Origin of the sequence: Lentzea aerocolonigenes (assembly GCF_000955955.1) — a bacterium.
In the GTDB taxonomy this organism is placed as follows: Bacteria; Actinomycetota; Actinomycetes; order Mycobacteriales; family Pseudonocardiaceae; genus Lentzea; species Lentzea aerocolonigenes_A.
On the sequence record NZ_JYJG01000238.1, the window covers coordinates 1 to 25,535 of the forward strand.

At 68.5% G+C, this 25,535-nt stretch carries 28 protein-coding genes; 16 read left to right on the top strand and 12 right to left on the bottom strand.

Features of this window, described 5'->3' with window-relative positions; translation table 11 throughout:
• Both dapA and UK23_RS28405 read left to right on the top strand, forming a co-directional pair.
• A partial coding sequence (gene dapA, locus UK23_RS28400; RefSeq protein WP_045314725.1) for a 4-hydroxy-tetrahydrodipicolinate synthase occupies window positions 1-773 on the top strand: 773 nt, incomplete at its 5' end.
• Complete coding sequence (locus UK23_RS28405; protein ID WP_045314726.1) at window positions 770-2,449, top strand: ribonuclease J; 1,680 nt, start codon at window positions 770-772, stop codon at window positions 2,447-2,449. The genes dapA and UK23_RS28405, both read left to right, overlap by 4 nt.
• Window positions 2,450-2,456: 7 nt before the next feature.
• Here UK23_RS28405 and UK23_RS55085 read toward each other — a convergent pair whose 3' ends face one another.
• Window positions 2,457-2,798, bottom strand: coding sequence for a DUF4143 domain-containing protein (locus UK23_RS55085; RefSeq protein ID WP_052685140.1), 342 nt, complete (start codon window positions 2,796-2,798; stop codon window positions 2,457-2,459).
• A 1-nt stretch (window position 2,799) separates the two neighbouring features.
• Here UK23_RS55085 and UK23_RS55090 point away from each other — a divergent pair, with 1 nt between their 5' ends.
• Both UK23_RS55090 and UK23_RS28420 read left to right on the top strand, forming a co-directional pair.
• The gene (locus UK23_RS55090; protein ID WP_052685141.1) at window positions 2,800-3,078 is read left to right on the top strand and encodes a hypothetical protein; all 279 of its coding nucleotides are present in this window, start codon (window positions 2,800-2,802) and stop codon (window positions 3,076-3,078) included.
• 142 nt (window positions 3,079-3,220) lie between these two features.
• Window positions 3,221-4,018 carry a F0F1 ATP synthase subunit A gene (locus UK23_RS28420; protein WP_045314728.1) on the top strand — a complete coding sequence of 266 codons (798 nt, stop codon included), beginning with the start codon at window positions 3,221-3,223 and terminating at the stop codon, window positions 4,016-4,018.
• Between the two features lie 107 nt (window positions 4,019-4,125).
• Here the strand turns inward: UK23_RS28420 and UK23_RS28425 are convergent, their stop codons facing one another.
• Window positions 4,126-4,740, bottom strand: coding sequence for a class I SAM-dependent methyltransferase (locus UK23_RS28425; protein ID WP_045314729.1), 615 nt, complete (start codon window positions 4,738-4,740; stop codon window positions 4,126-4,128).
• A 107-nt stretch (window positions 4,741-4,847) separates the two neighbouring features.
• Between UK23_RS28425 and UK23_RS28430 the strand changes: the two genes are divergently transcribed.
• From UK23_RS28430 to UK23_RS28440, 3 genes are read left to right on the top strand one after another with little or no spacing between them, the layout of a single operon-like run.
• The gene (locus UK23_RS28430) at window positions 4,848-7,652 is read left to right on the top strand and encodes an AfsR/SARP family transcriptional regulator (protein WP_082115044.1); all 2,805 of its coding nucleotides are present in this window, start codon (window positions 4,848-4,850) and stop codon (window positions 7,650-7,652) included.
• Window positions 7,653-7,661: 9 nt separating this feature from the next.
• A complete protein-coding gene (locus UK23_RS28435; RefSeq protein ID WP_045314730.1) occupies window positions 7,662-8,429 on the top strand; it encodes an alpha/beta fold hydrolase in 768 nt (255 codons plus the stop codon).
• A 48-nt stretch (window positions 8,430-8,477) separates the two neighbouring features.
• Window positions 8,478-9,158 carry a hypothetical protein gene (locus UK23_RS28440; protein ID WP_045314731.1) on the top strand — a complete coding sequence of 227 codons (681 nt, stop codon included), beginning with the start codon at window positions 8,478-8,480 and terminating at the stop codon, window positions 9,156-9,158.
• Here the strand turns inward: UK23_RS28440 and UK23_RS28445 are convergent.
• Entirely contained in the window at window positions 9,055-9,798 is a 744-nt protein-coding gene (locus tag UK23_RS28445; protein WP_231114718.1) for a lysophospholipid acyltransferase family protein, read from the bottom strand. The two genes, UK23_RS28440 and UK23_RS28445, sit on opposite strands and share 104 nt — an antisense overlap.
• Window positions 9,799-9,946: 148 nt before the next feature.
• Between UK23_RS28445 and UK23_RS28450 the strand changes: the two genes are divergently transcribed.
• Window positions 9,947-12,325 (top strand): FtsK/SpoIIIE family DNA translocase, encoded by a 2,379-nt coding sequence (locus UK23_RS28450; RefSeq protein ID WP_045314732.1) that lies wholly within the window; start codon window positions 9,947-9,949, stop codon window positions 12,323-12,325.
• A gap of 27 nt (window positions 12,326-12,352) precedes the next feature.
• Here the strand turns inward: UK23_RS28450 and UK23_RS28455 are convergent, their stop codons facing one another.
• On the bottom strand, window positions 12,353-12,871 hold the full coding sequence (locus UK23_RS28455; RefSeq protein ID WP_045314733.1) for a GNAT family N-acetyltransferase: 519 nt from the start codon (window positions 12,869-12,871) through the stop codon (window positions 12,353-12,355).
• A 102-nt stretch (window positions 12,872-12,973) separates the two neighbouring features.
• On the opposite strand from UK23_RS28455, the gene UK23_RS28460 reads away from it, so the two are divergent.
• Window positions 12,974-13,171 carry a hypothetical protein gene (locus UK23_RS28460; protein ID WP_156213447.1) on the top strand — a complete coding sequence of 66 codons (198 nt, stop codon included), beginning with the start codon at window positions 12,974-12,976 and terminating at the stop codon, window positions 13,169-13,171.
• On the opposite strand, the gene UK23_RS28465 is transcribed toward UK23_RS28460, so the two are convergent.
• From UK23_RS28465 to UK23_RS28500, 8 genes are all read right to left on the bottom strand, one after another.
• Window positions 13,099-13,563, bottom strand: a complete 465-nt coding sequence (locus UK23_RS28465) for a phospholipase (protein ID WP_045314735.1) — start codon at window positions 13,561-13,563, stop codon at window positions 13,099-13,101. The two genes, UK23_RS28460 and UK23_RS28465, sit on opposite strands and share 73 nt — an antisense overlap.
• 83 nt (window positions 13,564-13,646) lie before the next feature.
• The gene (locus tag UK23_RS28470) at window positions 13,647-14,309 is read right to left on the bottom strand and encodes a nitroreductase family protein (protein WP_045314736.1); all 663 of its coding nucleotides are present in this window, start codon (window positions 14,307-14,309) and stop codon (window positions 13,647-13,649) included.
• Window positions 14,306-15,463, bottom strand: coding sequence for a YcaO-like family protein (locus tag UK23_RS28475; protein ID WP_052685143.1), 1,158 nt, complete (start codon window positions 15,461-15,463; stop codon window positions 14,306-14,308). The genes UK23_RS28470 and UK23_RS28475 overlap by 4 nt, the downstream gene beginning before the upstream one ends.
• A complete protein-coding gene (locus tag UK23_RS52980; protein ID WP_196777930.1) occupies window positions 15,460-15,864 on the bottom strand; it encodes a hypothetical protein in 405 nt (134 codons plus the stop codon). Before UK23_RS52980 ends, UK23_RS28475 begins: the two co-directional genes overlap by 4 nt.
• A gap of 94 nt (window positions 15,865-15,958) precedes the next feature.
• Window positions 15,959-16,762, bottom strand: coding sequence for a hypothetical protein (locus UK23_RS28485; RefSeq protein ID WP_045314738.1), 804 nt, complete (start codon window positions 16,760-16,762; stop codon window positions 15,959-15,961).
• Complete coding sequence (locus tag UK23_RS28490) at window positions 16,746-17,597, bottom strand: MerR family transcriptional regulator (protein WP_231114716.1); 852 nt, start codon at window positions 17,595-17,597, stop codon at window positions 16,746-16,748. Before UK23_RS28490 ends, UK23_RS28485 begins: the two co-directional genes overlap by 17 nt.
• A gap of 63 nt (window positions 17,598-17,660) precedes the next feature.
• Window positions 17,661-18,161: an amino-acid N-acetyltransferase gene (locus tag UK23_RS28495; protein WP_082115048.1), complete on the bottom strand. Its 501-nt coding sequence runs from the start codon at window positions 18,159-18,161 to the stop codon at window positions 17,661-17,663.
• A 5-nt stretch (window positions 18,162-18,166) separates the two neighbouring features.
• A complete protein-coding gene (locus tag UK23_RS28500) occupies window positions 18,167-18,856 on the bottom strand; it encodes a hypothetical protein (RefSeq protein ID WP_045314741.1) in 690 nt (229 codons plus the stop codon).
• Between the two features lie 79 nt (window positions 18,857-18,935).
• On the opposite strand from UK23_RS28500, the gene rimO reads away from it, so the two are divergent.
• The 7 genes from rimO (at window position 18,936) to UK23_RS28535 (ending at window position 25,501) form a co-directional block, all read left to right on the top strand.
• A complete protein-coding gene (gene rimO / locus UK23_RS28505; protein WP_196777931.1) occupies window positions 18,936-20,354 on the top strand; it encodes a 30S ribosomal protein S12 methylthiotransferase RimO in 1,419 nt (472 codons plus the stop codon).
• Window positions 20,351-20,929 carry a CDP-diacylglycerol--glycerol-3-phosphate 3-phosphatidyltransferase gene (gene pgsA / locus UK23_RS28510; protein ID WP_045314742.1) on the top strand — a complete coding sequence of 193 codons (579 nt, stop codon included), beginning with the start codon at window positions 20,351-20,353 and terminating at the stop codon, window positions 20,927-20,929. Before rimO ends, pgsA begins: the two co-directional genes overlap by 4 nt.
• Window positions 20,926-21,405: a CinA family protein gene (locus UK23_RS28515; protein WP_045314743.1), complete on the top strand. Its 480-nt coding sequence runs from the start codon at window positions 20,926-20,928 to the stop codon at window positions 21,403-21,405. The genes pgsA and UK23_RS28515 overlap by 4 nt, the downstream gene beginning before the upstream one ends.
• Before the next feature lie 102 nt (window positions 21,406-21,507).
• Complete coding sequence (locus UK23_RS28520) at window positions 21,508-21,936, top strand: helix-turn-helix domain-containing protein (RefSeq protein ID WP_045314744.1); 429 nt, start codon at window positions 21,508-21,510, stop codon at window positions 21,934-21,936.
• 435 nt (window positions 21,937-22,371) lie between these two features.
• Window positions 22,372-23,223, top strand: a complete 852-nt coding sequence (locus tag UK23_RS28525; protein ID WP_045314745.1) for a PspA/IM30 family protein — start codon at window positions 22,372-22,374, stop codon at window positions 23,221-23,223.
• 35 nt (window positions 23,224-23,258) lie between these two features.
• The gene (pspM, locus tag UK23_RS28530; RefSeq protein WP_052685147.1) at window positions 23,259-24,080 is read left to right on the top strand and encodes a phage shock envelope stress response protein PspM; all 822 of its coding nucleotides are present in this window, start codon (window positions 23,259-23,261) and stop codon (window positions 24,078-24,080) included.
• Window positions 24,081-24,316: 236 nt separating this feature from the next.
• Window positions 24,317-25,501, top strand: a complete 1,185-nt coding sequence (locus UK23_RS28535; RefSeq protein WP_330770308.1) for a uracil-xanthine permease family protein — start codon at window positions 24,317-24,319, stop codon at window positions 25,499-25,501.
• The last annotated feature ends 34 nt before the right edge of the window (window positions 25,502-25,535 follow it).

Below are 25,535 nucleotides of genomic sequence, written 5' to 3' on the forward strand. Positions count from 1 at the left end.
TGGTGGACCTGGGCAACGACGGCCTGGTCGTCAACGGCACGACCGGGGAGAGCCCGACCACGACCGACCGCGAGAAGGCCGCGCTGATCACGGCTGTTGTGGAGGCAGTGGGAGACCGGGCGACCGTGGTGGCGGGCGCGGGCACCTATGACACCGCGCACAGCATCCACCTGGTGGAGCAGGCCTCGAAGGCAGGCGCGCACGGCGTGCTGGTGGTGACGCCGTACTACTCGCGGCCGCCGCAGGAAGGTCTGCTGGCGCACTTCACCGCCGTCGCCGACGCGTCCGAGCTGCCGGTGATGCTCTACGACATCCCGCCGCGCGCGGTCGTGCCGATCGAGGTCGACACGCTCCTGCGCCTGGCGGAGCACCCGCGGATCCTGGCCGTGAAGGACGCCAAGGGCGACCTGCACGCGGGCAGCCGGGTGATCGCCTCGACCGATCTCGCCTACTACTCGGGCGACGACCCGCTGAACCTGCCGTGGCTCTCCGTCGGCGCCGTCGGGTTCGTGAGCGTCATCGGTCACCTCGCCGCAGACCGCCTGCGGGATCTCATTGATGCGTATGAAGCCGGAGACGTGGTCCGGGCAAAGGAAATCCACGAGTCGCTGCTGCCGCTGCTGCGACCATTCCGCCGGGTTCCCGGCGTGACGTACACGAAGGCCGCACTGCGCCTGCGCGGACTGGACGTGGGCAACCCGCGTCTGCCGCTGGTGCCCGCCGCGGCCGAGGACATCGAGGCCATCGCGGCCGAACTGGGAGTAAACGCGTGACCCAATCGACCGAATTGCCGCCCGCACTGCCGGAAGGCGGCCTTCGGGTCGTCGCACTCGGCGGAATTGGCGAGGTCGGCCGCAACATGACCGTCTTCGAGCACGCCGGCCGGCTGCTCGTGGTCGACTGCGGCGTTCTGTTCCCCGAAGACGACCAACCGGGCGTCGACCTGATCCTGCCGGACTTCCGCGCCATCGAGGACCGGCTCGACGACATCGATGCCATCGTCCTGACCCACGGCCACGAAGACCACATCGGCGCCGTGCCGTTCCTGCTGAAGCTGCGCCCCGACGTGCAGGTCGTGGGTTCCCGCTTCACGCTGGCGCTGCTCGCCGCGAAGTGTCGTGAGCACCGCCAGACCCCGCGCCTCGTGGAGGTGAAGGAGGGGGAGCGGCGCTCGTACGGGCCGTTCGAGCTCGAGTTCTTCGCCGTCAACCACTCCATCCCGGACGCGCTGGCCGTGGCCATCCGCACGTCCGCGGGCCTGGTGCTGCACACCGGTGACATCAAGCTCGACCAGCTGCCCCTCGACGGTCGCCTGACCGACCTGGCGGGCTTCTCGCGCCTGGGCGACGAGGGTGTGGACCTGTTCCTGGTCGACTCGACCAACGCCGAGGTGCCCGGTTTCGTGGTGCCGGAGCGCGAGATCGGCCCCGTGCTCGAGAACGTGATCCGCAAGGCGGACCAGCGGGTCATCGTTGCCTGCTTCGCCTCGCACGTGCACCGCGTCCAGCAGGTGCTCGACGTCGCCGTGCAGTACAAGCGCAAGATCGCGTTCGTCGGCCGCTCGATGGTCCGCAACATGGGCATCGCGTCCGACCTGGGTTTCCTGAACGTGCCGGACGGGCTGTTCGTCGACCTCGACGTCGCGATGCGGATGGAGGAGAACGAGGTCATCTTCGTCTCCACCGGTTCGCAGGGCGAGCCGCTCTCCGCGCTGTCCCGCATGGCCCGCGGCGACCACCGCCAGATCTCGATCCGCGAGGGCGACACGGTGATCCTGGCGTCGTCGCTGATCCCCGGCAATGAGAACGCGGTCTTCAACGTCGTCAACGGCCTGGCCAAGCTCGGCGCGACCGTGGTGCACCAGGGCAACGCCAAGGTGCACGTCTCCGGTCACTCACCGGCGGGCGAGCTCTTGTTCCTGTACAACGCTGTCCGGCCGTCCAACGTGATGCCGGTGCACGGCGAGTGGAGGCACCTGCGCGCGAACGCCGCTCTGGCCGTCGCCACCGGTGTCGCCGAGGACCACGTCGTGATCGCCGAGGACGGCGTCGTCGTGGACCTGGTGGACGGCAAGGCTTCGGTGTCCGGACGCGTTGTGGTGGGCCACGTCTACGTCGACGGCCTGTCCGTTGGCGACGTCGGTGAGTCCACTTTGTCCGATCGACTGGTGCTGGGGGAGGGCGGGTTCATCTCGATCTCCGTCGCCATCGACACCGCGACCGGGCGGCCCGTGTCGTCGCCGACGATCTCGGGGCGCGGCTTCTCCGACGACCCCAAGGCGTTGGACCAGGTCGTGCCGCTGGTCGAGATGGAGTTGGCGCGTACCGAGGCCGAGGGCATCACGGACACGCACCGCGTGGCGCAGGCCGTGCGTCGCGTGGTCGGGCGTTGGGTGGCGGAGACCTACCGTCGTCGCCCGATGATCGTGCCCACCGTCATTCCGGTCTGAGTTCGGGTCAGCTGTGCCAGATCGCGCAGATCGGCACAGCTGACACCTTCTCGTCGAGCGGGAACACCCGCGGCCCCGTGTGGAAGACGATGCCGGCGACGAACCTGTCGCCGAGCTCGTCGCGCAGCCGGTGCAGCGTGGCTCCTCGTTCGCAGAGCTGGAGTTCTGCCCGGAGTTGTGCGGCGACGAACGTGTCCAGCAACCTGCCCATGAGATCACCGTCGAGCATGACGGCGTGCAGGTCCACACCGAGTGCGGCGCTCACCAGCCCGGTGTCGACGACGTAGTGCTTCGGCAGTTTTACCAGGCGCTTCAACCGGTTCGTGTGCCACGCGCGCACAACGTCCACGATGTACAGGTCGGTCCAGCAGCTTCTCGTAGGCGATTGCGGCGAGCTGCGGAAAGCCGCCGCCCACGGCGAGTTCCAGGTAGCCGCGCAGATCCAGTGGGTTGGACGGGCTGTCGAACTCACCGGTCTGTGCTCGTTCGAGGAACGGTGGCACGTCGAGTGGTCGTCGGGCGAGTTCCCGGACTGTACGAGCTGCCACTCGTCGATCAGGACCGGCTCCTCCAGGTCCAGCAGCGCCGCATCGGGGTCCGCTTCAACGGCCGCCGCGACCCTCGGCTGATCAAGCCTGCGGATTGTGCGCGCATGCCGCGCTGCGGTCGTCGTCTTGCCGACTGCGCGCCCACGTTCTGTGACCCGCCTGTGACCTGATGTTGAGGGTTCGCTAAGGTCTAGTCCCAGACCATGGACGAGGGGGTCGCCTCATGGCCGATGACGTTTTCTCTCCACCCGGCAAGGAAGATGTCTTTCTTCCGCCGATCTTCACCTGGCACGAGCCGTTCGGACTGCCGTTCGACCTCGATGTCGGCAAGGCGCAGGTCCTGCTGGTCCTGTCGATCGCGATCATCCTGGCGTTCTTCCTGATCACCACCAGGAACCTGAAACTCGTGCCGACGCGCTGGCAGTTCGCCGCGGAGTCGGTCTACGACTTCGGGCGCAACACGATCGCGCGCGAGCAGATCGGCGCCAAGGAGTTCGCGCCGTACGTGCCGCTGATCGTCAGCATCTTCTGCTTCGCGCTGGTGAACAACCTCTACGGGCTGATCCCGTTCGTGCAGTTCCCGACGTTCACGCACAGCGGTTTCCCGTTCGCCGTCGTGGTGATCATCTACCCGCTCTACCACATCGTGGGCATCAGGAAGTTCGGCCTCAAGGGCTATCTGCGCAACCAGTTCATCATCCCGGACGTGCCGAAGCCGGTGCTGTGGGGACTGCTGATCCCGACCGAGGTCATCCTCAAGTTCTTCTTCGACCCGGTGAACCTGATGATCCGGGTGTTCGCGGCGATGTTCGCGGGCCACCTGCTGGTGCTGGTGTTCACGCTCGGCGGCGAGTTCCTGTTGCTGCACGGCCCGATCTGGCTGAAGCCGGCGTCGGTGCTGGGCTTCGCGCTCGCGATCGGGCTGATCTTCCTGGAAGCACTGGTGCAGGTGCTGCAGGCCTACATCTTCGCCTTGCTGTCGGCGCACTTCATCGGCCGCGCGCTCGCAGAGCAGCACTGATGGGCAGTCACGTCCCGGTGCGCGGGTGTCTCTAGTTCACGCACGAGCAACGGGCTCTGCGCGAGCTTCGGTGGTGACGTGCGCGCGCCGTGGGTGGACTGGCTGCGTCAGGGGCGCTGGCACACCAGGTGCAGCGACTCCTCGGGCATCGCGCCGGGGTAGGACGGCGTGAAAACCGGCCGGCTCCGGCGCACGACCCGCAGGCCCACGTCGGCGAGGTGGGCCTCGAAGTTCTGCTCGGAGAACGACGACACCTCGATCTCCTGGCCCATCCACGGCAGCGTGACCTGCTCGGCGTCGACGGCGACGGTGGCCAGGAAGAAGTGGCCGCCCGGTCGCAGCCACGCCGAGATGCGGCCGAGGGTCTGGATGATCTCGGCCTGCGGCATCTGCAGCAGGGAGAAGACGGCGCAGATGACGTCCCACGAACCGGCGGGCGACTCGAAGTCGCGGATGTCGATCTTGTGGAACGCCGCGTCTGGGACCTGGGCGGTCGCGATGTCGACCATCACCGGCGAGACGTCCAGGCCGGTGACCTTCATGCCCGCCTTGGCCAACGTCCGCGCCACCGGAACGCCCGTGCCGCAGCCGATGTCGAGCACGCGAGAGCCGGAGGGCTGGGTCGCGGCGAACCAGGCCAAGGTGCCGTGCAGTGCGGGCTGGTGCGACCAAGCGCGCTGGTACTCCAACCCCAAAGTGTCGAAGACATCGGCCGCGTTCATCTCTCCGCCCCCTCATTTCGGCCCAATCCACCTGATGTGAAGTGTGGAGAAGGTCTCTGCACGGACTCTGGATGGCTTCTGGACGAAAACTGACGGTAGGTTGCTAGGTGACTGCGGACAGCGACGGAGTGGGACAAAGGGTGCAGAACGAGTTGCGCGTCAGCCTGCTGGGCGCGCTCGCGGCGACGGTGGACGGTCAGGAGCTCACCCTGGGTCCGCCGCGGCAGAGAGCCGTGCTCGCCGTGCTCGCCCTGCGCGCCAACCACGTCGTGTCGCGCAGTGAGCTGATCGACGCCGTCTGGGGCGACGAGCCGCCCGCCAGTGCGGACAACGGCATCCACACCTACGTGGCTGGTCTGCGGCGTCTTTTCGAACCTGGCAGGGCCTCGCGCGCGCCGAGTTCGGTGCTGCTCTCCACAGACGCTGGATATTTGCTGAGGCTCCCACCCGCCAGCTCCGACGCCGCGATGTTCCGCGCCCATCTGGACGACGCGGGACGTCTGCGCGCGCAGCCCGCGGAGGCAATCAGCGCGTTCGACGACGCTCTTGGGCTGTGGCGCGGCATTGCTCTGGACGGCGTTCCCGGCCCGTTCGCCGCGGTGGAACGCGCGCGCCTTGCCGAGTTGCGACTCACGGCCGTGGAGCAGCGTGCCGCGTTGATGCTGTCCGTCGGGCGGGAGGCGGAGGTTGCGGGCGAGCTGACGACGTTGGTCAGTGCGCATCCGCTGCGAGAGAGGCTGCACGGCCTGCTGATGTCCGCCCTCTACCGCGGGGGCAGGCAGGCCGAGGCGTTGGCCGTCTACACCGACTTACGCCGGCTGCTGATCGAGGAACTGGGCATCGAACCCGGCCCCGAACTCCGCCAGCTCCACGAACAACTGCTCGTCGGCCGCCATGATCCGCAGCCGGAGCCCGCCGCACCCGTCCTGGTGCCGGTCCAGCTGCCCCACGAGATCCGCGACTTCACCGGCCGCGCCAAAGAACTCGCGAAGCTCTCCGAAGTCGTTCCGCACGACCACTCACCCGTACTCGTGGCCATCACCGGCACTGGCGGAGTGGGCAAGACCGCTCTCGCCGTCCGGTTCGCGCACCAGGTGGCGAATCGCTTCCCGGACGGCCAGCTGCACGTCGACCTGCGCGGGTTCGACGCGTCGTCGCCGCCCGTGCAGCCTGCGGCGGCGTTGCACCAGTTGCTGCAGAGCCTCGGCGTTCCGGCCGAACGGATTCCGGACGACCTGCCCGCGAAGTCCGCGCTGTACCGGAGTGTGCTGGCGGGCAAACGCGTGCTGGTGCTGCTCGACAACGCCCGTCTCGCCGAGCAGGTGCGCCCGTTGCTGCCGGGCCGGTCGTCGTCGATGGTGCTGGTGACCTCGCGCAACCACCTCGGCGGGCTCGTGGCTCGCGATGGCGCGCATTCGGTGACGCTGTCGACGTTGACCCGCGACGAAGCGTTGGCGTTGCTGACTTCCGCGGTGGGGGCGGACCGCGTCGCCGCCGAACCCGTTGCCGCGGCGAAGCTCGTCGAACTGTGCGGTCACTTGCCTCTCGCGGTGCGGATCGCGGCCGAACGCGTCGTGACTCGCCCGCACCTGACGTTGACCGACCTGGCCAACGACCTCGCGGACGAGCGCGACCGGTTGAACGTCCTGGCGACCGGCGACGACGAGGACACGGCCGTGCGCGCGGCCTTCTCGTGGTCGTACCTGGCGCTGAAACCCGACGCTGCCAGGATGTTCCGGCTCATCGGCCTGCATCCGGGTGCCGAGATCAGCTTGACCGCCGTCGCTGCGTTGACGGGCGTGCCGGTGTCGAGGGCGCGGGTGTTGCTGGACGTGCTGGCAGGCGGGCACATGCTGGAGGAGGTCGCCCGCGGCCGCTACCGCCTGCACGACCTGCTTCGCTTGTACGCCACCGAACTCAGTGCCACTGAGGAGTCGTCCGACGGTCGCGCCGAGGCCGTGAGACGCCTGCTGCAGTGGTACTCCGACACCGCGAACGCCGCCGGCACCGTGATCGCGCCGCCGGACCACCCGTCGTTCCTGCTACCACCACTGTCCACTCAGGACTTCACCTCGCACGACGAGGCTTTCACGTGGTGCCGCACGGAATCCTCGAACCTGCTGGCCGTCAGCCGCTTGGCCGAGGAGGAGCATTCGCCGACGGCGTGGCAGATCCCGGTCGCGCTCTGGAACTACTTCATCGTCTCCAGCGCGTTGGACGAGTGGACCCGCACGTACCGCGTCGCCGAACGCAGCGCGGCCCGCGACGGCAACCAGGGCGCCCGTGCCTGGGCGGTGCACGGCCAGGGTCTGGCGGCCTTCCGCGGCCAGCGCTTCGCCGACGCACTGGAGCTCTTCGACCGCGCGTTGTCGATCCGCCGCGACATCGGTGATGCTGTTGGAGCCGCCTGGAGCCTCACCGGTCTGGGCATGGCGTACGGCGGCCTGCGTCAGTTCGACCTGGCCGTCGACCGGTTCGGCGAGGCGCTGGACCGCCACGCCGAGGTGGGCTCGTGGTTCGGCGAGGGCGGCACGCGGTTGTTCCTGAGCGACATCCTCCGGTCAGCCGGTCAGTACGAGGCTTCGCTGGCGTCGGCGCGGACGGCGTTCGAGCTGATGGACTCGCACGACGCCATGCACGGCAAGGCGATGGCTTTGGTGAGCATCGGCTGGGCGCAGTTCAAGCTGGGCGACCGGGTCGAGTCGCGCGACTCGTTCCGGCACGCCCTGTCGTTCCTGCGGGTGCTCGGCGACCGCAAGAGTCTCGCGGAAGCGTTGCACGGCTTGGGGGAGACGAGCGCAGGTCAGCCCGACGTCGCGCGCACGCACCTGCTGGAAGCGTTGACGATCTACGAGGACTACGACCACCCGCTCACGCCGGAAGTGCGCGCACGTCTGCACGAGTTGGCATAGAAAGACCTTGTGCATTTCGTAGAACACGGTGCGGGCACCCCGGTGCTCGCCATCCACGGCTGGACCCCCGACCACCGCCTGATGCTGGGCTGTCTGGAGCCCTTCTTCGCGACCAGGCCCGGCTATCGGCGCCTGTATCCCGACCTGCCGGCGATGGGGAAGTCGCCGGCGGACGGTGTGGAGTCGAGTGACGACGTGCTCGCGGCGCTGGAGGAGTTCGCCGACAAGGAGATCGACGGCCCGTTCCTGCTGATCGGCGAGTCCTACGGCGGGTATCTGGCGCGCGCTCTCGCTCACCGCCGCCCCGAGCAGGTCGCCGGGCTGGCGTTGATCTGCCCGACCGGCACGGCGGTCCACGCGGCCGACAGGACGGTGCCGGCGTTCGAGCTGCGGCGGTCGGACGGTGCCGAGCTCGATCCCGCGCTGGCCGAGCAGTTCGACGGCATGGCCGTGGTGCGGACGGCCGAGACGGCGCGGCGGTTCGCGGAGGAGATCGTTCCCGGTCTGCAGGTCGCGGATCTGGCAGCGATGGCGAGGATTCAGCAACGCTGGGAGCTCTCGGACGGTCCGGAGCTCGGCACCTACGACAGGCCGGCGCTGATCCTCACCGGACGCCAGGACCACGTCACCGGTTATGAGGACGTGTACCCGTTGCTGCCGCACTACCCGTATGCGACGTTCGCCGTGCTGGACACCGCGGGGCACAACCTGCAGATCGAGCAGCCCCAGTTGTTCAACGCGCTCCTGAGCGAATGGCTGGACCGAGTTGCTCAGTAGGGGTGATCCCTGATGCGCGCGGCCTGATGCGTAGGCAAGCTACATGTCATGCAGAAGCGCGCGAGGACCCTGCTGGTGTGGCTGCACGTCGTCACGTCCGTCGGCTGGCTCAGCCAGGCCGTGGCGTTGCTGGCGTTGGTGCTCTACGGCATGAAGACGAGTGACGTCAAAGCCTTCGAGATGGCGAGGGTGCTCGACCACCAGGTGCTCGCGATCATGGCCAACACCAGCGCGTTCACCGGCATGGCACTCAGCGCCACGACACCGTGGGGATGGTTTCGGCACTGGTGGGTGCTCGCGAAGTTCGGGATCACGGTCAGTCAGCTCTACATCGGCATCTTCATCCTGAGCGACAACCTCCAGGCCGCGACGGAAGGCCGTGTCACCGCGTGGATGCCGGTCGGCACCGGGCTGATGGTCGGCGCCATCGCGTTCCAGACGTGGCTCAGCGTCGCCAAGCCGTGGGGGCGCACGCCCTGGGCGGACCCGAAGATCAAGGTGCCCACGGCGAGCGCCACCACCTTCGTGCTGGCGCTGGCGATCCCGGCAGGCGACTTCGCGATCAGCCTCTGGACGGGCAGGCCCATGCCGTTCCTCATGCTGATCACGGTCGTCGCCTACTCGATCAGGCGGGCCGCCAAGGGGAGGAGCCGGTCGTCGGGCGCGTCGGGTCGTGGAAACGCGGCAGGCCCGGTTCGTCGAGACGCAGCGGCGCCAAGCCCTCGGTGATAGCGCGCATGATCCGCTCGTGGGCGCGGCGGGCGTCACCCATCGTCGTTTCCGAGAGATCGGACAACTCGACCGGCTTGCCGAAGTGGACCTTGAACGTCGGGCGCCTGCGGATCGCGGACACCCACGACGTCAGGTACGGCAGGAAGTCTCGCCAGCCGTTCACGTGCAGGTTGCCCCAGTACACGGCCTCGTGGGCGCCCCACTGGCTGATCGGGATCACCGGAATGCCGCCGCCCAGAGCCATCCGGGCGACGCCGGTCTTGCCGCGCTCGGGCCACATGCCGGGGTCCAGCGTGATCTTGCCCTCGGGGTAGACGGCGATCGGGTCGCCGCCCTTCTGCAGCGCCTCGACCGCACGGTGCATGGCCTCGCCGACGTTCGCCGACGCCCGGTCGACGCGCAGGTGACCGCAGGCCTTGAGCGCCGGCCCCATGACCGGCGCGTCGAGCAGCCCGCCCGCGAGCATGAAGCGCGGGTTGATGCCCAGCTTGCGACACGCGGCGATGAGCACGAACGGGTCGAGGTTGCCGATGTGGTTGGAAGCCAGCAGCAGTGGCTTGCCGAGCAGCTCTGGTGGAACGTCGCCGGACACCTCGAGCTTGCCGGTCAGCGCGACGAAGCCCCGGTCGATCGCCATGAGCACGCGCCAGAAGAGCGGTGTGGACACGCGGGGCAGCGTACGGCGTGTCGGAACGACACCGTGCCGGATCCGGGGAACCATGAGGTTTCGCACGCGTCCCAGTTGCAAACGGGGCTGGTGAGACGCGAGGGACTACCTTATACACATGGCCGGGCGTACAGGGACTTCACGAAAGACCACGTCACGCGGCAAAGCTCCAGCCAAGCCGCGGGCGCGATCCACCGCGTCCAGAAAGCCCGCTCCGCGCAAGAGCGGTGGCGCGATCAGTGCTGTGTGGGGCGCGCTGGGGCGTGGTGTCGGCAGCCTCGTGCGGACGGTCAGCCGTACCAAGGATCTGGATCCCGAACATCGTCGTGACGGGCTCGGGCTGCTGCTGATCGCGTTGGCCGTCATCACCGGCGCCGGTGTGTGGTGGCAGGCCGGTGGGCCCGTCGGCCAGTGGGTCGACATCGCCGTGCGCAGCTCCGTCGGGTTCCCCGCCGTGATCGTGCCGGTCGTGCTGCTCGGCATCGGCGTGACGCTGATGCGCACCGACCCGAAGCCGGACGCACGGCCGCGGCTGATCATCGGCACGTTGCTGATGATGATCGGCGTGCTCGGCATGTTCCACCTCATCGGCGGCCTGCCGATGGACCCGGTCGAACGCCGCACCGCCGGTGGGGCTCTGGGGTATCTGGCCGGCGGGTTCCTCGCGCAGGGCCTCACGCCGTGGGTCGCCGGGCCGTTGCTGTTCCTGATCTTCGCGTACGGCCTGCTGGTCGTGACGCACACGCCGATTCGCCAGGCGCCCGAACGCATCCGCTCGCTGCTGCACCCCGGCACGTCCAAGGACTCCGACGCTCCCGCCGAGGAGGAAGAGGCCGAGGAGCCGAAGCCGGTTCGCCTGCGCCGTCCCAGCAGGCGTCGCCAGGCCGTCGAACCCGTCGAGGACGAGCAGCAGGCCGAGCTTCCGCTGGAGGAGCCGGAACCCGCGCCCAAGCCCGCCGCGAAGAAGGAGAAGGCCGCCGCGCCGGCGATGGCCGTGCGCGCGGTGGAGGGCGAGTACCAGTTGCCGCCGCCGGACGTCCTCAAGGACGGCGACGCGCCGAAGACCCGCAGCAAGGCGAACGACCTCATGATCGAGGCGATCTCCGGCGTGCTGGACCAGTTCTCGATCGACGCCCAGGTCACCGGCTTCACCCGCGGTCCGACGGTCACCCGGTACGAGGTCGAGCTCGGCCCCGGCGTGAAGGTCGAGAAGATCACCGCGCTGACCAAGAACATCGCGTACGCCGTGGCGACGGACAACGTGCGCCTGCTGGCCCCGATCCCCGGCAAGTCCGCGGTCGGCATCGAGGTCCCCAACAGCGACCGCGAGATGGTGCGCCTGGGCGACGTGCTGCGCGCGCCGTCCACGGTCAAGGACACGCACCCGATGGTGATCGGCCTCGGCAAGGACATCGAGGGCCACATGGTCACCGCGAACCTGACGAAGATGCCGCACCTGCTGGTCGCGGGTTCCACGGGTTCCGGCAAGTCGTCGTTCGTCAACTCGATGCTGGTGTCCCTGCTGGCCCGCGCGACGCCGGACGAGGTCCGGATGATCCTCATCGACCCGAAGATGGTCGAGCTGACGCCGTACGAGGGCATCCCGCACCTGATCACGCCGATCATCACGCAGCCGAAGAAGGCGGCGGCGGCGCTGGCGTGGCTCGTCGAGGAGATGGAGCAGCGCTACCAGGACATGCAGGTCAACCGGGTGCGCCACGTCGACGACTTCAACCGCAAGGTGAAGTCCGGCGAGATCACCGCGCCGCCGGGATCCGAGCGCGTCTACCGCCCGTACCCGTACATCATGGCGATCGTCGACGAGCTCGCCGACCTGATGATGACCGCGCCGCGCGACGTCGAGGACGCGATCGTCCGCATCACGCAGAAGGCGCGTGCCGCGGGCATCCACCTGGTTCTGGCGACCCAGCGTCCGTCCGTCGACGTCGTGACCGGTCTGATCAAGACGAACGTGCCGTCCAGGCTGGCGTTCGCGACTTCCTCGCTGACGGACTCGCGAGTGATCTTGGACCAGCCGGGCGCGGAGAAGCTGATCGGCATGGGCGATGCCCTGTACCTGCCGATGGGCGCCTCGAAGCCGGTGCGCATCCAGGGCGCGTTCGTCGGCGACGAGGAGATCTCCTCGATTGTCGAGTTCACCAAGAACCAGGCCCAGCCCGAGTACACCGACGGCGTCACGGCGCAGAAGGCCGGCGAGAAGAAGGAGATCGACGCCGACATCGGCGACGACCTGGAGCTGCTGGTGCAGGCGACCGAGCTGATCGTCACGTCGCAGTTCGGTTCGACGTCGATGCTGCAGCGCAAGCTCCGCGTCGGGTTCGCGAAGGCGGGTCGCCTGATGGACCTGCTGGAGACGCGCGGGGTGGTCGGTCCGTCCGAGGGCTCGAAGGCGCGCGAGGTGCTGATCAAGCCGGACGAGCTGGAGTCCGTGATCTACCTGATGCGCGGCGGTGGCCCGGTCGACGACGAGGACTAGGGGCGTGGCCCGTTCTGGGTCGCGCCACTAGCTCGTCCAGACGCCGAACCACTGCTCGGCGCCCCACTCCTCGAACCGTTCGAGCTCGGTGAACCCGAGCTTCTGGGCGAGGCGCACGGCGGCGTCGTTGGCGGTTTGCGTGGTGAGCACCACCGGCTCACCGGGATGCGCTCCGGCGAACCAGCCGAGCGCCGCCGCGCATGCCTCGGCGGCGTATCCGCGGCCCCAGGACGTCGGCAGGAACAGGAAGCCGAGCTCGGCCTCGCCGCCTTCTGGCCGGAGGTGGCCCCGGCATTCCGGGCCGCGCCGGTCGAACGTGATCATGCCGATCATCGTGCCGTCGAGCTCTGCCACGAAGGAGCCGAAGCGCCGTCCTGGGGTTTCGGGGACCGTCCGCTCCAGTTCGTCGCGTGCGTTGGCGCCGCCGATGTAGGTGCCGACCTCGGATGAGGCGAACAACTCGATGTACTGCTCGCGGTCGCGGGCTTCCGACTGGCGGAGCACCAGCCGTTCGGTCCTGATCGGGGCGGGCGGCCAAGCACTCACTGCACCTCCAGGTTCACCAGGTCTGTCCGGCGGCACGCCTGCGCCGCGTGCTCGGCGGTCGCGCCCGGCGTGTGGGACAAGACCATCTACGACCTTTACCAGATGCGCGTCGGCGAGCGCGTCTGCACGGTCACCACCGACGGCAACCTGGGCGTGTTGCGACTCACCCAGGTGCCGTCGAAGGTGTTGCCGCGACTGGACTTCGACCACACCACCGGGCAGGGGCGTCAGACGCCGGCCGTCTCCACCGCCGCCGCGGTCGACGACGCGCTGCCACCGAACTCCCGCACGGCCTTGTAGTACAGGTCGGCGGTCCACTTGCAGGCGAAGTTGCTGCCGCACTGCTTGTACATGTCGGACTTGAAGTTGTTGTCGATGCGCAGCCGGTTCGTCTCGCTGAACCGCGACTGCCGCTTGTAGTTGCGGTAGCCGAAGTCGTGCCGGTGGCAGGCCGGCAGGAACTTGAAGCCGAAGGGGTTGTCCGGTGAGTACGAGCAGCCGTCGGACGACCAGTCGAGCTGGCCGGCGTAGGGCTGTTGCGCGCGCAGTGTTGTGAACTGGCTGAGGGTCTTCGAGAACAGGTAGTCGTCGGTCACCGCGGCGATGTCCACGGCGTGTGCCGGGGCACCCGTGAAGATCAGGGCCAAGGACGCGGTGGCACCCACGAATGCCGAACGCAGGGTCTTCGACATGGCGAGCTCCTCGGAGTGTGAGCAGGGTCTCGCCAGTTGTAGCGGGTGATCGACTGTCCTCGGTAGACACGATCTGATGAACGTCAGGTGAGCGGGTGACCGCACGCGATCGCTGTGGCCACGCGAAGTTCGCGGGGTAGCCCCAGCGAGTGGAGCATCTCGTGGTCCGCTACTCCGCCGAGCAGACAGCCGCCCAGTTTCTGCTCCGCCAAACGGAGGCAAATGCTCTGGGCGGCGGCGCCCACCTCGATCAGGCCGAACCTGCCCGCGCGTTCGCCGTACTTCTCGAACGACTCTTCGTCTTTCAACACGAGCACGATCGCGAGTGGCGGCGTTGATGGCGTGCCGAGGATCGAAGCCAGGTCCGCGGGTGCCGGGCCGATGTCCTGCAACGCGTGCCGGGCGATGTCGTAGCGCACAGCCCGGCCATTGTGGAAGGCGTAGCAGCGCAACGGGTGCAGCCCACCCGCGGACGGACAGCTGTGGTCGCCCAACGCACCGAGCACGTACCCGAGTTGCTTGTCCGTCAACGGTTTCGAAGCGAACTCGCGGGTGCTCCGGCGAGCCTGGAACAGCTTCTGCAGCCGGTCAGAGGGACGAGGCAGTGGCACCGGCGCGGAAGGCAGCTCCAGCGGGTCGATCAACGGTGGTGCGGGGCGGAAGTCGCGCAGCCGCTCGCCCAGCCGGAGCTGGTGCAGGGGCGAGAACCGGCTGGCGGCCCAGAAGTCGTCGAACAACGAAGTCACCCCAGCGGATGTGGTGCGGGATTGGGGAACACGCCCGGCGAGGCGTGCGGGTAGCGCCACGACAGCTCACGCGCGCGGCCGCCCAGGTGCGGCCAGCGGTGGTCGGAGTGCAACGGCGCGAGGTCGGGGGACAGGACGCGGACGCAGTGCAGTCCCACGGCCGACAGCTCCGGCGTCGTCAGCTCCCGGTACGCGAGCCGGATCCCGTGCTCGTCCAGCGCGTGCACCAGCTCGGTCAGTTCCGCGGCGACCCCACGACCGACCGCGTCGGCAGGCGGGTCCGTGGTGATGCCGGAGAACCACGGCAGCGCGTCCCACTCAGCAGAAGGCCGAGTCGCGTAGTAGGCGGCGTGCTTGTCGAAGTCGGTGACGTCGGCGATCGGCTCGGAGCCGTTGCGCGCCAGCCACACCTCGATGAACACCGTGCCCTGCACCCACTCCTCGCAGGCCTTCTGCAAGGCATCCGCCACGGTCGCCCGGCACGCCAGGCCGAGCGTCGGCCGAGCCTGCCCGGCGATCGGCAGCGACCCGGCCACGGCGATCACCGGATGCGGGCTGTAGGCGGGCGTGAGGTCGAAGGCAGCGGCACCGTGCGGCAGGTCGGCGTCGAACCGTTGCGGTGCAATCGAATGCAACCAGGTCGTGGTGAACGCGTCCCGTTCGACCAACTCCTGGGTGGCCCGCAGCAACGCGCTCGTGGGAGACGGTCCCGCAGCCAGGCCCGAGGACGTGGTGGGCAGCCCGTGGGAAGCGTCGAGGCCCACGAGCCCGGCAGGCACCCGGATCGGCTCGTTTCGAGGCAGCGTCCACGCCCGCGTGTACTGGGTGTCGACATATCCCTTGCGGTAGCGGTAATCACCACGAACGCGCTGCTCGACCGTGTGCAGGCTGAAGTGCTCCAACGGCCAGCACTCCCCGTCGGTCACGATCTCCAGCGGCGCTCGGGCAGCGGCGTGCCGTTCCAGGGCTTCGGCCAGAGCCGCAACCCGTGAGGTACCACCGGAAGTGCCGCCGGCGGCGAACGGCTCCGGCACGGCGGCCCAGCCCTCGACGTCCACATCGGACAGACTGTGCGGCACGGGGTGCAACTGCGACACCACACCCTGCCGCCACCCGACCGCGCGCTCGATCAGCGCCTCCGCGACGGTCTTCACCGCTTGCCCCGGTAGTGCCGGAAGATCCAGTAACCGAACCCGAGCGCCGCGCAGGTGTACATCAGCGCGGCCAGCCCCATACCTCCGAGCGTGGCGAACGTCCCGAACAGGGGCAGCGCGGCGAACGGCTCGATGCACCACAGGGCGAGCCATCCGAGCATTCTGCGTGTACTGGCCCACGGCTTCGGTGAGCGTGCGATGAAGCCCGCGGCGACGGACCACCCCAGCGCGATGCACATGCCCCCGACCCACCAGCCCCAGTGCAGGTCCAAGATCGCGCCCGACGTGACCAGGGGCAGCAGGACCACCAGGAGCGGGAAGACGGCTGCGGGCACGACGAGTGCGCTGCGCGGTACAGGCAGTTCTTTGGTGTCCTGGTACAGCGCTTCCGGGATGTGCACGGCCGCACCCACCGAGGAAATCGCGCAACAGCAACAACAACAGCAACAGGTGGGCGTCGCGGCGTTGGCGGCGGCCGCACCGGGCGAGAACTGGTCAGGTAACCGGACTGCTGTGGTCAAGGTGGTCCCCCCAAGGCAACGCCACGCGCCCGACCGGAAGCGCGGGGCAGATCTCGCAGCCGGCGGCAGGCAACACGCTCTCGCGGGTCGTCGTGAACTCGTCGAGGTTGACGGTCACGACCGCGTCGAGCAGCGCCAGTGAACCGCTGCGGATGTTCTGGATTGCTTGCAACGCAAGGGCAAGAGGGAAATCGTGGGACATCGCAGCAGGGTGCGGAGGAGGCGGCGGATCCCCCCACCGCCGGCCCGCCCGCACCGCGAGGCACGCCAGGCACGCGCCGGCACCGGGCACCACGAAGGGCCCGATAGCGGCCGTGTGGTGGTACGCGAGGTCCAGCAGCAGGTGCGGGACCCGAACCGAACGCGCCACCTCGACCAGGTCGACCAACGTGCCAGTGGTCCGCACGATGAGCATCAGGTCCGGATCGGTCCCCTGATCATCACTGTGCGGCAACCGCTCCACCAGCCCGGCGGGTGCCTCACCGACGAACCGCGTGCCAACCCCCGAAGGCCGCGACTCTCGTGATGGCAACCCCGCCGGGCGGAGAGCGCCCAGGGTCCTCAGCTGGGCCACGTGCCGGCGAACCGGTTCCCCCAACCGGCTTTCGTCGACCGTTCGAGCCACTCCCCTCAAAACTGGCTCGAACAGTCCCGCCAGCGCCACGGCCACCGCCCTGGGCAGGTCTGGAATCAGGTATGCGAGATCAGCTCCCGCGTAGACGACAAGGCCTTCGTCGCGAACTTGGGCGTGCCACGCGGGATCAGCGACCAGACTCATCCTCGTCCCCCCTCGCCAGGAAGCACTCGATCTCCTGCTCGGTCGGCAGGTCGCCGGCCGGATCGACGAGGTTCTCGGCGATCGGCGGCAACGGCTGCTCCGCCCACGCGGGCTGGAAGTCGTCGCTGGGCAGCAACCCGTGCCGCGACGCGAACTCCTCGGCCGCGTCCCGGATCGACTCGCGCAGCGTTCCCACCACCGCGGTCTCCGCCGTGTAGGTCAGCTCGACCAGCAACGCCCGCACGTTCTCCAGCTGGTTGTCGTCACCGGCCTTGCGAGCCAGTTCGGGCCAGAACTCGCGCTCGAACAACCGCACGAAGTCCGAAGCGATGGCATCGGTCGCCGTGCGCAGGCGCGTGAAGCTGTCCATGACGTCATCGCTGGGCACCCTGAGGCCGGCAAGCCTGCCGCCCGCTTCGAGTGCCCAGCGACGCGCGTGCGGCCAGCCGTACTTCCACCGCACCAAGCCCAACCGCATAGCCCGGAGGAGGAGTCGCGGTTGGACATCTCCCATCGGAATCAGGTGCTTGATGTCGCGCACCTTGATCCGAACCCAGTCGTCGGGCCCCTCGGTCTCGCCCATGCCGAGAACCGCGGCGACCGACTCGCCCTTCTCGCGTGCCGTGATCAGCTCGGCGATCGCGGGCAGCGAGAACCCCCGCTGCTGCAACCGCTGCACCAACGTCAACCGCTCGACGTGCGAGGCGTCGTAGTACGCCACGCGCCCCTGCCGTCTCGGCGCGTGCAGCACACCCTTCGTCTGGTACATGCGAATGGTGCTGCTGGGCAGGCCGATCCGGGCGGCGAGCTCGTCGATGGTCAGTGATTCGGGCACGCCACAGATCTTGGCGTGCCCTGTCTCGTTGAGTCAAGACTCTTCGAGTAATTACTCGAAGAGTTACAACTCCAGGAGCATCCGGCTGTTGCCGAGCGTGTTCGGCTTCACGTAGCTGAGGTCGAGGAACTCGGCGACGCCCTCGTCCACCGATCGCATGATCTCCTCGTAGACCTCGGGGCTCACTGGCGTGCCCTCGATCTCCACGAACCCGTGCTTGCTGAAGAACCGCGTCTCGAACGTGAGCACGAAGATGCGCTTGAGCTGCAGCTCCTTGGCGACGGCGACGAGCTGGGCCACGATCCGGTGGCCGACACCACGGCCCAGCGCCATGGGGGAGACGGCCACCGAACGGATCTCGGCCAGGTCCTCCCACATCACGTGCAGGGCTCCGCACCCGAGCAGCTCACCGTTCTCCTCGGCCACCCAGAACTCCTGGACCGCCTCGTACAACGTGACCAGGGGTTTGGCGAGCAGGACCTTGCCCGCGTACCCGTCGATCAACGCCCTGATGGCGCGCACGTCGCTGGTGCGGGCACGCCGCACGACTACCCCACTGGTCACAACCGTCAAGTATGAGCACCCAGCACGGCGGTCCAGCGGCGGGCAAGGATCTCGCGCTCCCGGACGTTGTAGGCCTCGGGCGCGGCGGTCGCCCAGAGCATCGCGTGCCCGGCCTGCAGCGCCTCCTGCCACCCGCGATGCCCCAGCACGTGCACCTGGAAGCCGCTGTCCCACCTGCGGACCTTGTCGCCACTGCGGTCGGCGGCGGCGTGGATCGCCCGGCCCAGGTAGGCCCCGCTGTGCCCGACGTCGCGCGGCTGGCCCCGCGCGTGCAGGCGCCGCTCCGCGGTCCCGTCCATCGCGGCGATCCTGGCCACCTGTTCCGACGTCAGCGCCTGCGCCTGTTCGAGGACTTCGGCGACCCGTTCGCCGTGCGGCCCGAGCGCGTGCCAGGACGGCAGCTCCTCGACCAGGGTCATCATGCGGCAGCAGTACCAGCCGTGGATGTCGGGCCACCGGTTGTAGACGTCCAGGTCCCGCACGCGGAAGAGCCGGCAGGGCCAGTAGCTCGTTTCGCGGGCACGGGTGAAGACGTGAAAGCCGACCATGTCCGTCTCCAGCGGCTCGGAATGCCCTGCCAGGAGATGCGTTTCGAGCCACCGTTCGTAGACGAAGAAGACCCGAGCGCCCGGCGCGGGTTCGGGTGAGCCGTAGTAGCCCGACAGATCAGGCCGGACCGACCAGTACAGATCCACGCCGCGGACGGTAGTGAGATGTCCCGGTCTGACGCCGCTGATTAAAGGAGTGGGACCTGGGCCGGTTACGCTGAGCGCCGTGTCTTCTCCCACCACCCCGCGACGAGTGTCGCTGCTCACCCTGGGCTGTGCCCGCAACGAGGTCGACTCCGAGGAACTCGCCGGACGCCTCGGCGAGGGCGGCTGGGAGCTGGTGGACGAGGGCGCCGACGCGGACGTCGTCGTCGTCAACACCTGCGGGTTCGTCGAGCAGGCCAAGAAGGACTCGGTCGACACGCTGCTCGCGGCGAGCGACACGGGTGCGAAGGTCGTCGCGGTCGGGTGCATGGCCGAGCGGTACGGCAAGGAGCTCGCGGACAGCCTCCCGGAGGCGGCCGCGGTCCTGGGGTTCGACCAGTACAACGACCTCGCCGAGCGCCTGAACGACGTGCTGCACGGCAAGCCGGTCGAGTCGCACGTGCCGGTGGACCGCCGCACGCTGCTGCCGATCACGCCGGTGAAGCGCCAGGACGCCAAGGACTCCGTCCAGGTGCCCGGCCACGGTTGGGGCCCCACCAAGACGCCCCGCAAGCGCCTCGACGACGCCCCGGTGGCGCCGTTGAAGATCGCGAGCGGATGCGACCGGCGGTGCAGCTTCTGCGCGATTCCGAGCTTCCGCGGCGCGTTCGTGTCGCGGCACCCGGACGAGATCGTCTCCGAGGCGATGTGGCTCGCCGAGAACGGCGTCAAGGAGCTGTTCCTCGTCAGCGAGAACAGCACCAGCTACGGCAAGGACCTGCCGCGCGAGCAGGGCGCCCTGGAGCAGCTGCTGCCGCGCCTCGCGAGCATCCCCGCGATCGAGCGCGTGCGGGTCAGCTACCTGCAGCCGGCCGAGACCAAGCCCAGCCTGGTCGCCGCCATCGCGAAGACCGACAAGGTCGCGAACTACTTCGACATGTCGTTCCAGCACTCGAGCGAGAACGTGCTGCGCCGCATGCGCCGGTTCGGTGACACGGACAGCTTCCTCAAGCTCGTCTGGCAGATCCGCGAGCACGCGCCAGAGGCCGGCATCCGCAGCAACTTCATCGTGGGCTTCCCCGGCGAGACCGAGGAGGACCTGGCCGAGCTCGAACGCTTCCTCACCGAGGCGCGGCTCGACGCGGTCGGCATCTTCGGCTACTCCGACGAGGACGGCACCGAGGCCGAGAACCTCGACGGCAAGCTCGACACCGACACCATCGCTGAACGCGTGCAGCGCATCGGCAACCTCGTCGAGGAGCTGACCAGCCAGCGCGCAGAGGACCGGGTGGGCACCGAGGTCGTCGTGCTGATCGAGCACGAGGAGGACGAGGAGAGCGACTGCGTCGGCCGGGCCGAGCACCAGGCTCCCGAGGTCGACGGCGAGTGCATCGTGCTGGAGGGCGAGGACCTCAAGCGCGGTGACTTCGTGCGCTGCCGTGTCGTGGACTCCGAGGGCGTCGACCTCGTGGTGGAAGTGATCGAGGTGCTCGCGACATGACCGAGGCCAGGAAGGTCCCGCTGCTCAACGTCGCCAACATCCTCACGATGGCGCGGATGGCACTGGTCCCGGTCTTCCTGCTCTCGTTGTTCGCGGCGGGCGGCTTCGACACCACGTGGCGGCTCATCGCGTTCGGGATCTTCGCCGTCGCGAGCTTCACCGACCACATCGACGGCACGCTCGCCCGCAAGCACGGGCTGATCACCGACTTCGGCAAGATCGCCGACCCGATCGCGGACAAGGCGCTCACCGGGTCCGCCCTCGTCGGGCTGAGCATCCTCGACGTGCTGCCGTGGTGGATCACGATCGTCATCGCCGTGCGCGAGGTGGGTGTGACGCTGCTGCGGTTCTGGGTGATCCGCTACGGCGTCATCCCGGCCAGCCGCGGCGGCAAGGCGAAGACGCTGGCACAGGTCATCGCCATCGGGCTGTTCCTGCTCCCGCAGAACGACGTGATCGCGGTCATCGCCTGGGTGATCATGGCCGCCGCGCTCGTTCTCACGATCGTGACGGGAATCGACTACGTCATCCGCGCGTTCAAGCTGAAGGCAAGGGCAGGTCGCGCCGTCGCATGACCAACGTCGTCGAGCTGCTCAAAGCGAGGAAACAGACCGTCGCCACGGCCGAGTCGCTGACCGCGGGTCTGCTGTGCGCGACGCTGGTCGACACACCGGGGGCGAGTGCCGTGGTCCGCGGTGGGTTGATCGTCTACGCCACCGAGCTCAAGCACGAGCTCGCCGGCGTGGATCAGCAGTTGCTCGACGAGCACGGCGCCGTGCACCCCGACGTTGCGATCCAACTGGCCGAGGGCGCCCGGAACCGGTGCAAATCGGACTGGGGGATCGGACTGACCGGGGTCGCCGGCCCCGATCCGCAGGACGGAGTCGCTCCAGGAACGGTCCACATCGGCTTGAGCGGACCTGGAGTGTCCACAGTGCGGACTATCACGGTGAGTGGCGACCGCACAGCGGTCCGTTCGGTTTCCGTGGAGAAAGCGCTGGTCCTGCTGTCGGAATACCTGCTGATGACCGGGGACGGGAACAAACGATGACTCGGCGTTCGTTCGCCCTTGGCGGACGTGTTCGGAAGTCAGTGCCCGTTGTCGGTGTCGATCGGTAACGTAGGGACACGGCCGGCCGGAAGGAGGCGCGCGATGACCGTGCTGCTACGCGAGGCGATCGGTGATCGACTTCGCCATGCCCGCACCAACCAACGCCGCACGCTGCGCGAGGTCTCTCGGACCGCCCGCGTGAGCCTGGGGTACCTGTCCGAGGTGGAGCGCGGCCGCAAAGAGGCGTCCAGCGAACTCCTCGCGGCCATTTGTGACGCGTTAGAACTGCCCTTGTCCGAGTTGCTGCACCACGTCGCCTCCGACATCGGCGCCGTCTCGCAGACGCCGGACACGGTGCCGGACACCGTTCCCAGCGGTCGCCCGGATCCTGGGCGCGGGAAGCTGGAGGGTGGCCGCGTGCTGCCGTCCACGCTGTCCGACGACCTGTCCGACCTGCGCCTGCAGCCGATGCTCAGTCACCGGCTCACGAGCAAGATCGGCAAGACCCCCAAGGCAGTCGTAGCGGCCTGATCGCCCACCTGCTCTCTCGACCCCGTTCGCGCCGATGGCGAACGGGGTCGCTGGCATTCGGGTGACGCTTCTTCGGCACGCGGGGACCCCGCGTCCTCTCCTGGAGTACGCGGGGTCCCCGCGTACTCCAGGAAACACGGGTGGGGGCGTTGTGGCTTCCGACACGTGACGGTCTGCAACAAGATTGCTCGTTCGAACGTTCATCTAGGCAAGACGCCAGCACGCTGAACGGCAGGCAACGGCTTGGCATCAGCACGTTGGGTCACCGCGTCTCGGGGCGCGGGTGCGGGCAGGATTGGGCGCCGTCGGGCGTTTCACTCCAAAGTCCCAGGGAGGGTCGGGGTCATCCCGGATATCTCCCCAGGTTGGTGGAACCGCCGACGCACAATTGAGACGATGGATCCAACACCGGCACCGAGAAGGCAGGCGTAGGAGATGGCCAGTCCGTTCGTGAAGTTCTGGAAGTACCTCATGGCTTCGTTCTCGTCGAAGATCGACGAGCACGCTGACCCGAAGGTGCAGATCCAGCAGGCCATCGAGGAGGCGCAGCGTCAGCACCAGGCGCTTTCTCAGCAGGCGGCAGCCGTGATCGGCAACCAGCGGCAGCTGGAGATGAAGCTGAACCGGCAGCTCGGCGACGTCGAGAAGCTGCAGGCCTCCGCTCGTCAGGCGCTCGTGCTGGCCGACGAGGCGCGCTCCAAGGGCGATGAGCAGAAGGCCCAGCAGTTCGAGAACGCCGCGCAGGGCTTCGCCACCCAGCTCGTCACCGCCGAGCAGGGCATCGAGGACCTCAAGACGCTGCACGACCAGTCGCTGCAGGCCGCCGCACAGGCCAAGCAGGCCGTCGAGCGCAACTCGATGATGCTGCAGCAGAAGCTCGCCGAGCGCACCAAGCTCCTCAGCCAGCTGGAGCAGGCGAAGATGCAGGAGCAGGTCTCTGCGTCGCTGAACCAGATGAGCGAGCTCGCCGCGCCGGGCAACGTGCCGTCGCTCGAAGAGGTGCGCGACAAGATCGAGAAGCGCTACTCGACCGCGCTCGGGTCCGCAGAGCTCGCCCAGAACTCGGTTCAGGGCCGGATGCTCGAGGTCCAGGCCTCGACCACCCAGCTCGCGGGTTCGTCGCGGCTGGAGCAGATCCGCGCGTCCATGCACGGTGGTGCCGCGAGCACGCCGCCGCAGGTCACCGCGGGCAACAGCGCCGCCGCCCAGATCCAGGCCGAGATCGCGCAGCGCGTGCAGAGCGAGCAGAAGACCACGCAGCAGCAGGTGCCGCCCGCTCAGCACTGAGCTGACGGCACCACAGGAGGAGTCAGCAGGTGATCATGGAGCCCTGGAGAAACCGTCCCAACAACGAGATCGTCCGCAAGGTCGTCAACGAGTTGGGTGCGTCGCTCCAGGGCCACCCGCTGGCCGAACAGGCGCGCTACCGCCTGCAGAAGTGGAACGACCCGCGCGCCAAGCTGGAACGCAAGCGCAGGCGCACCAACGCCGTGCTCACGTTCTGGCTGGCGTTGATCACGATCTTCGGCACGCTGGCCGTGTTCGGCTTCACCGGCGTGCTCGGCACGTGGGCCACCGTCACCGGCACGATCGGTGCCGCGCTGCCCGGCCTGCTCGCCGTCCGCAGCGGGTTCAAGCTGCGTGAGCTCAAGGGCGCGAAGCAACGGCTGGAGCTGACGCCGCCGCCTGCTGTCCGCCCGCCGCTGCCCGCGCACATCTCCGCCGCCCGCGTTCCCATGGAGAAGCTCCACGGTGCCGAGGACGCGATGCACGAGCTGCTGCGCCAGCTCGACTCGCCGACGCTCGTGTCGATGCCGACGGAGTCCGTCCAGCACGCCCGCCAGACCGCCCAGGAGGCCTCTGCGGCCATCCGTGCGGTGTCCGCACAGCTCCAGGCCGTCGAACGCGCCAGGAACACCGCACCGCCGCTGGAGCGCGCACCGTTGGTCGAGGGCGTCCGCGTGCTCAGGATCCAACTGGCGGACGGCGTGGACCGCTACTGTTCGCTCGTGGCGGCTGCCGGAAAGGCGCTGGCGGCGAGCACGGCGTTCCAGGATCCGCGTGAGGTGCTCGACGACGCCACCGACCACATGGCCGGCCTCGCGTCTGCGATGCGAGACGTGTCAGGCTATTCAGCGTACTGATCGTGACGGTCTGTAATTGCGTGCGCCTATTCGGCGAGTCTCTCTGGAGATCTTTAGGCGAATCGTGTGATTATCAGACCGTTATCTAGCCGTAGCCACTACATGGCGTGGCAGGATTCCGGGGCCGGTCTGCGGGAAGTCCGGCTGGGTTGCCGGGAGGCAGTGCGTTGGCGTTGTGGACCGTGCACGGGGACGGTCGGATCACCGACAGTGAAACCGTCGCGCCAGAAGAACGGGTGAGCTGGCCGCTCACCATCGGGTTCGGAGTGCAGCACCTGGTCGCCATGTTCGGCGCGACGGTGCTCGTTCCCGCCGCCACCGGTCTGCCCATCGCCACCACCCTGCTGTTCTCCGGCCTGGGCACGCTGCTGTTCCTGGTGATCACCAAGAACCGCGTCCCGAGCTACCTGGGCTCGTCCTTCGCCTTCGTGGCGCCGCTCGTCGCCGCTCGTGAACAGGGCACGGCCGCGCAGCTCGGCGGTGTGGTCGCCGCGGGCCTGCTGGTGATAGTCGTCGGCATCGCGGTCAAAGCGCTCGGCGTGCGGCTGCTGGAGTCGGTCATGCCGCCGGTCGTCTCCGGCGCCGTAGTGATCATCATCGGCCTCAACCTCTCGCACCAGGCCACCTCGAACTTCGCCAGGCAGCCCGCGCTGGCCGCCATCACGACCGCGGTGATCCTGCTGGCCGGCGTGCTGGGCAGGGGCCTGCTCTACCGGCTCTCGATCCTGGTGGGCTTCGCGGGCGTCTGGGTGGGCGGCGCGTTGTTCGGTGTCGTGCCGCCGGAGAAGTTCGCCGAACTGCGCGACGCGGCCTGGGTGGGCCTGCCGAAGCTGTACCAGCCGGAGCTGCGGCCGTCCGTCGTGCTGCTGATGCTGCCGGTGGTGATCGTCCTGGTGGCCGAGGTCGTGGGTCATGTGAAGGCCGTGGCGGCGCTGACGGGCCGCAACCTGGACGGCAGCGTCGGTGACGCGATCATCGCGAACGGGCTGTCCACGGCGCTCTCCGGGCTCGGCGGCGGTGCCGGGACGACGACGTACTCCGAGAACATCGGCGTCATGGCCGTGACGCGCGTGTACACCACCGCGGCGTTCGCGTTCGCCGGTGTGTTCGCCGCTGCTCTCGCGTTCTCCCCGAAGGCCATCGCGTTGTTCGGCACCATCCCGCCGGGTGTGCTGGGTGGCTGCACGTTGGTGCTATACGGCCTGATCGTGCTCATCGGCGTGCGGATCTGGATGGACCGCGGCGTCGACCTGACGAACCCGGCGAACGCGATGGTGGGCGGCGCGGCGCTGGTGGCCGGCGTCGGCGACCTGACGATCGAGATCGGCGACCTGTCGATGGGCGGCATGGTGTGGGGCTCGCTGCTCGTCGTGATCCTGCACCCGGTGATGCGCTGGCTGAGGGCTGCACGCCGTAACTAGTGCAGCGCCAGCGCCACACGTTTGTGTGGTTTCC

What these genes read in the sequence shown, in the direction of transcription:
- pgsA (WP_045314742.1), top strand. Translation starts at nt 20,351, where the DNA reads ATGACCGAGGCCAGGAAGGTCCCGCTGCTCAACGTCGCCAACATCCTC.
- UK23_RS28515 (WP_045314743.1), top strand. Translation starts at nt 20,926, where the DNA reads ATGACCAACGTCGTCGAGCTGCTCAAAGCGAGGAAACAGACCGTCGCC.
- UK23_RS28460 (WP_156213447.1), top strand. Translation starts at nt 12,974, where the DNA reads ATGCGCGTCGGCGAGCGCGTCTGCACGGTCACCACCGACGGCAACCTG.
- UK23_RS28450 (WP_045314732.1), top strand. Translation starts at nt 9,947, where the DNA reads ATGGCCGGGCGTACAGGGACTTCACGAAAGACCACGTCACGCGGCAAA.
- UK23_RS28465 (WP_045314735.1), bottom strand. Translation starts at nt 13,563, where the DNA reads ATGTCGAAGACCCTGCGTTCGGCATTCGTGGGTGCCACCGCGTCCTTG.
- UK23_RS55090 (WP_052685141.1), top strand. Translation starts at nt 2,800, where the DNA reads ATGTACAGGTCGGTCCAGCAGCTTCTCGTAGGCGATTGCGGCGAGCTG.
- UK23_RS28445 (WP_231114718.1), bottom strand. Translation starts at nt 9,798, where the DNA reads ATGGCGATCGACCGGGGCTTCGTCGCGCTGACCGGCAAGCTCGAGGTG.
- UK23_RS28425 (WP_045314729.1), bottom strand. Translation starts at nt 4,740, where the DNA reads ATGAACGCGGCCGATGTCTTCGACACTTTGGGGTTGGAGTACCAGCGC.
- UK23_RS28485 (WP_045314738.1), bottom strand. Translation starts at nt 16,762, where the DNA reads ATGAGTCTGGTCGCTGATCCCGCGTGGCACGCCCAAGTTCGCGACGAA.
- UK23_RS28440 (WP_045314731.1), top strand. Translation starts at nt 8,478, where the DNA reads ATGCAGAAGCGCGCGAGGACCCTGCTGGTGTGGCTGCACGTCGTCACG.
- UK23_RS28525 (WP_045314745.1), top strand. Translation starts at nt 22,372, where the DNA reads ATGGCCAGTCCGTTCGTGAAGTTCTGGAAGTACCTCATGGCTTCGTTC.
- UK23_RS28520 (WP_045314744.1), top strand. Translation starts at nt 21,508, where the DNA reads ATGACCGTGCTGCTACGCGAGGCGATCGGTGATCGACTTCGCCATGCC.
- UK23_RS28420 (WP_045314728.1), top strand. Translation starts at nt 3,221, where the DNA reads ATGGCCGATGACGTTTTCTCTCCACCCGGCAAGGAAGATGTCTTTCTT.
- pspM (WP_052685147.1), top strand. Translation starts at nt 23,259, where the DNA reads ATGGAGCCCTGGAGAAACCGTCCCAACAACGAGATCGTCCGCAAGGTC.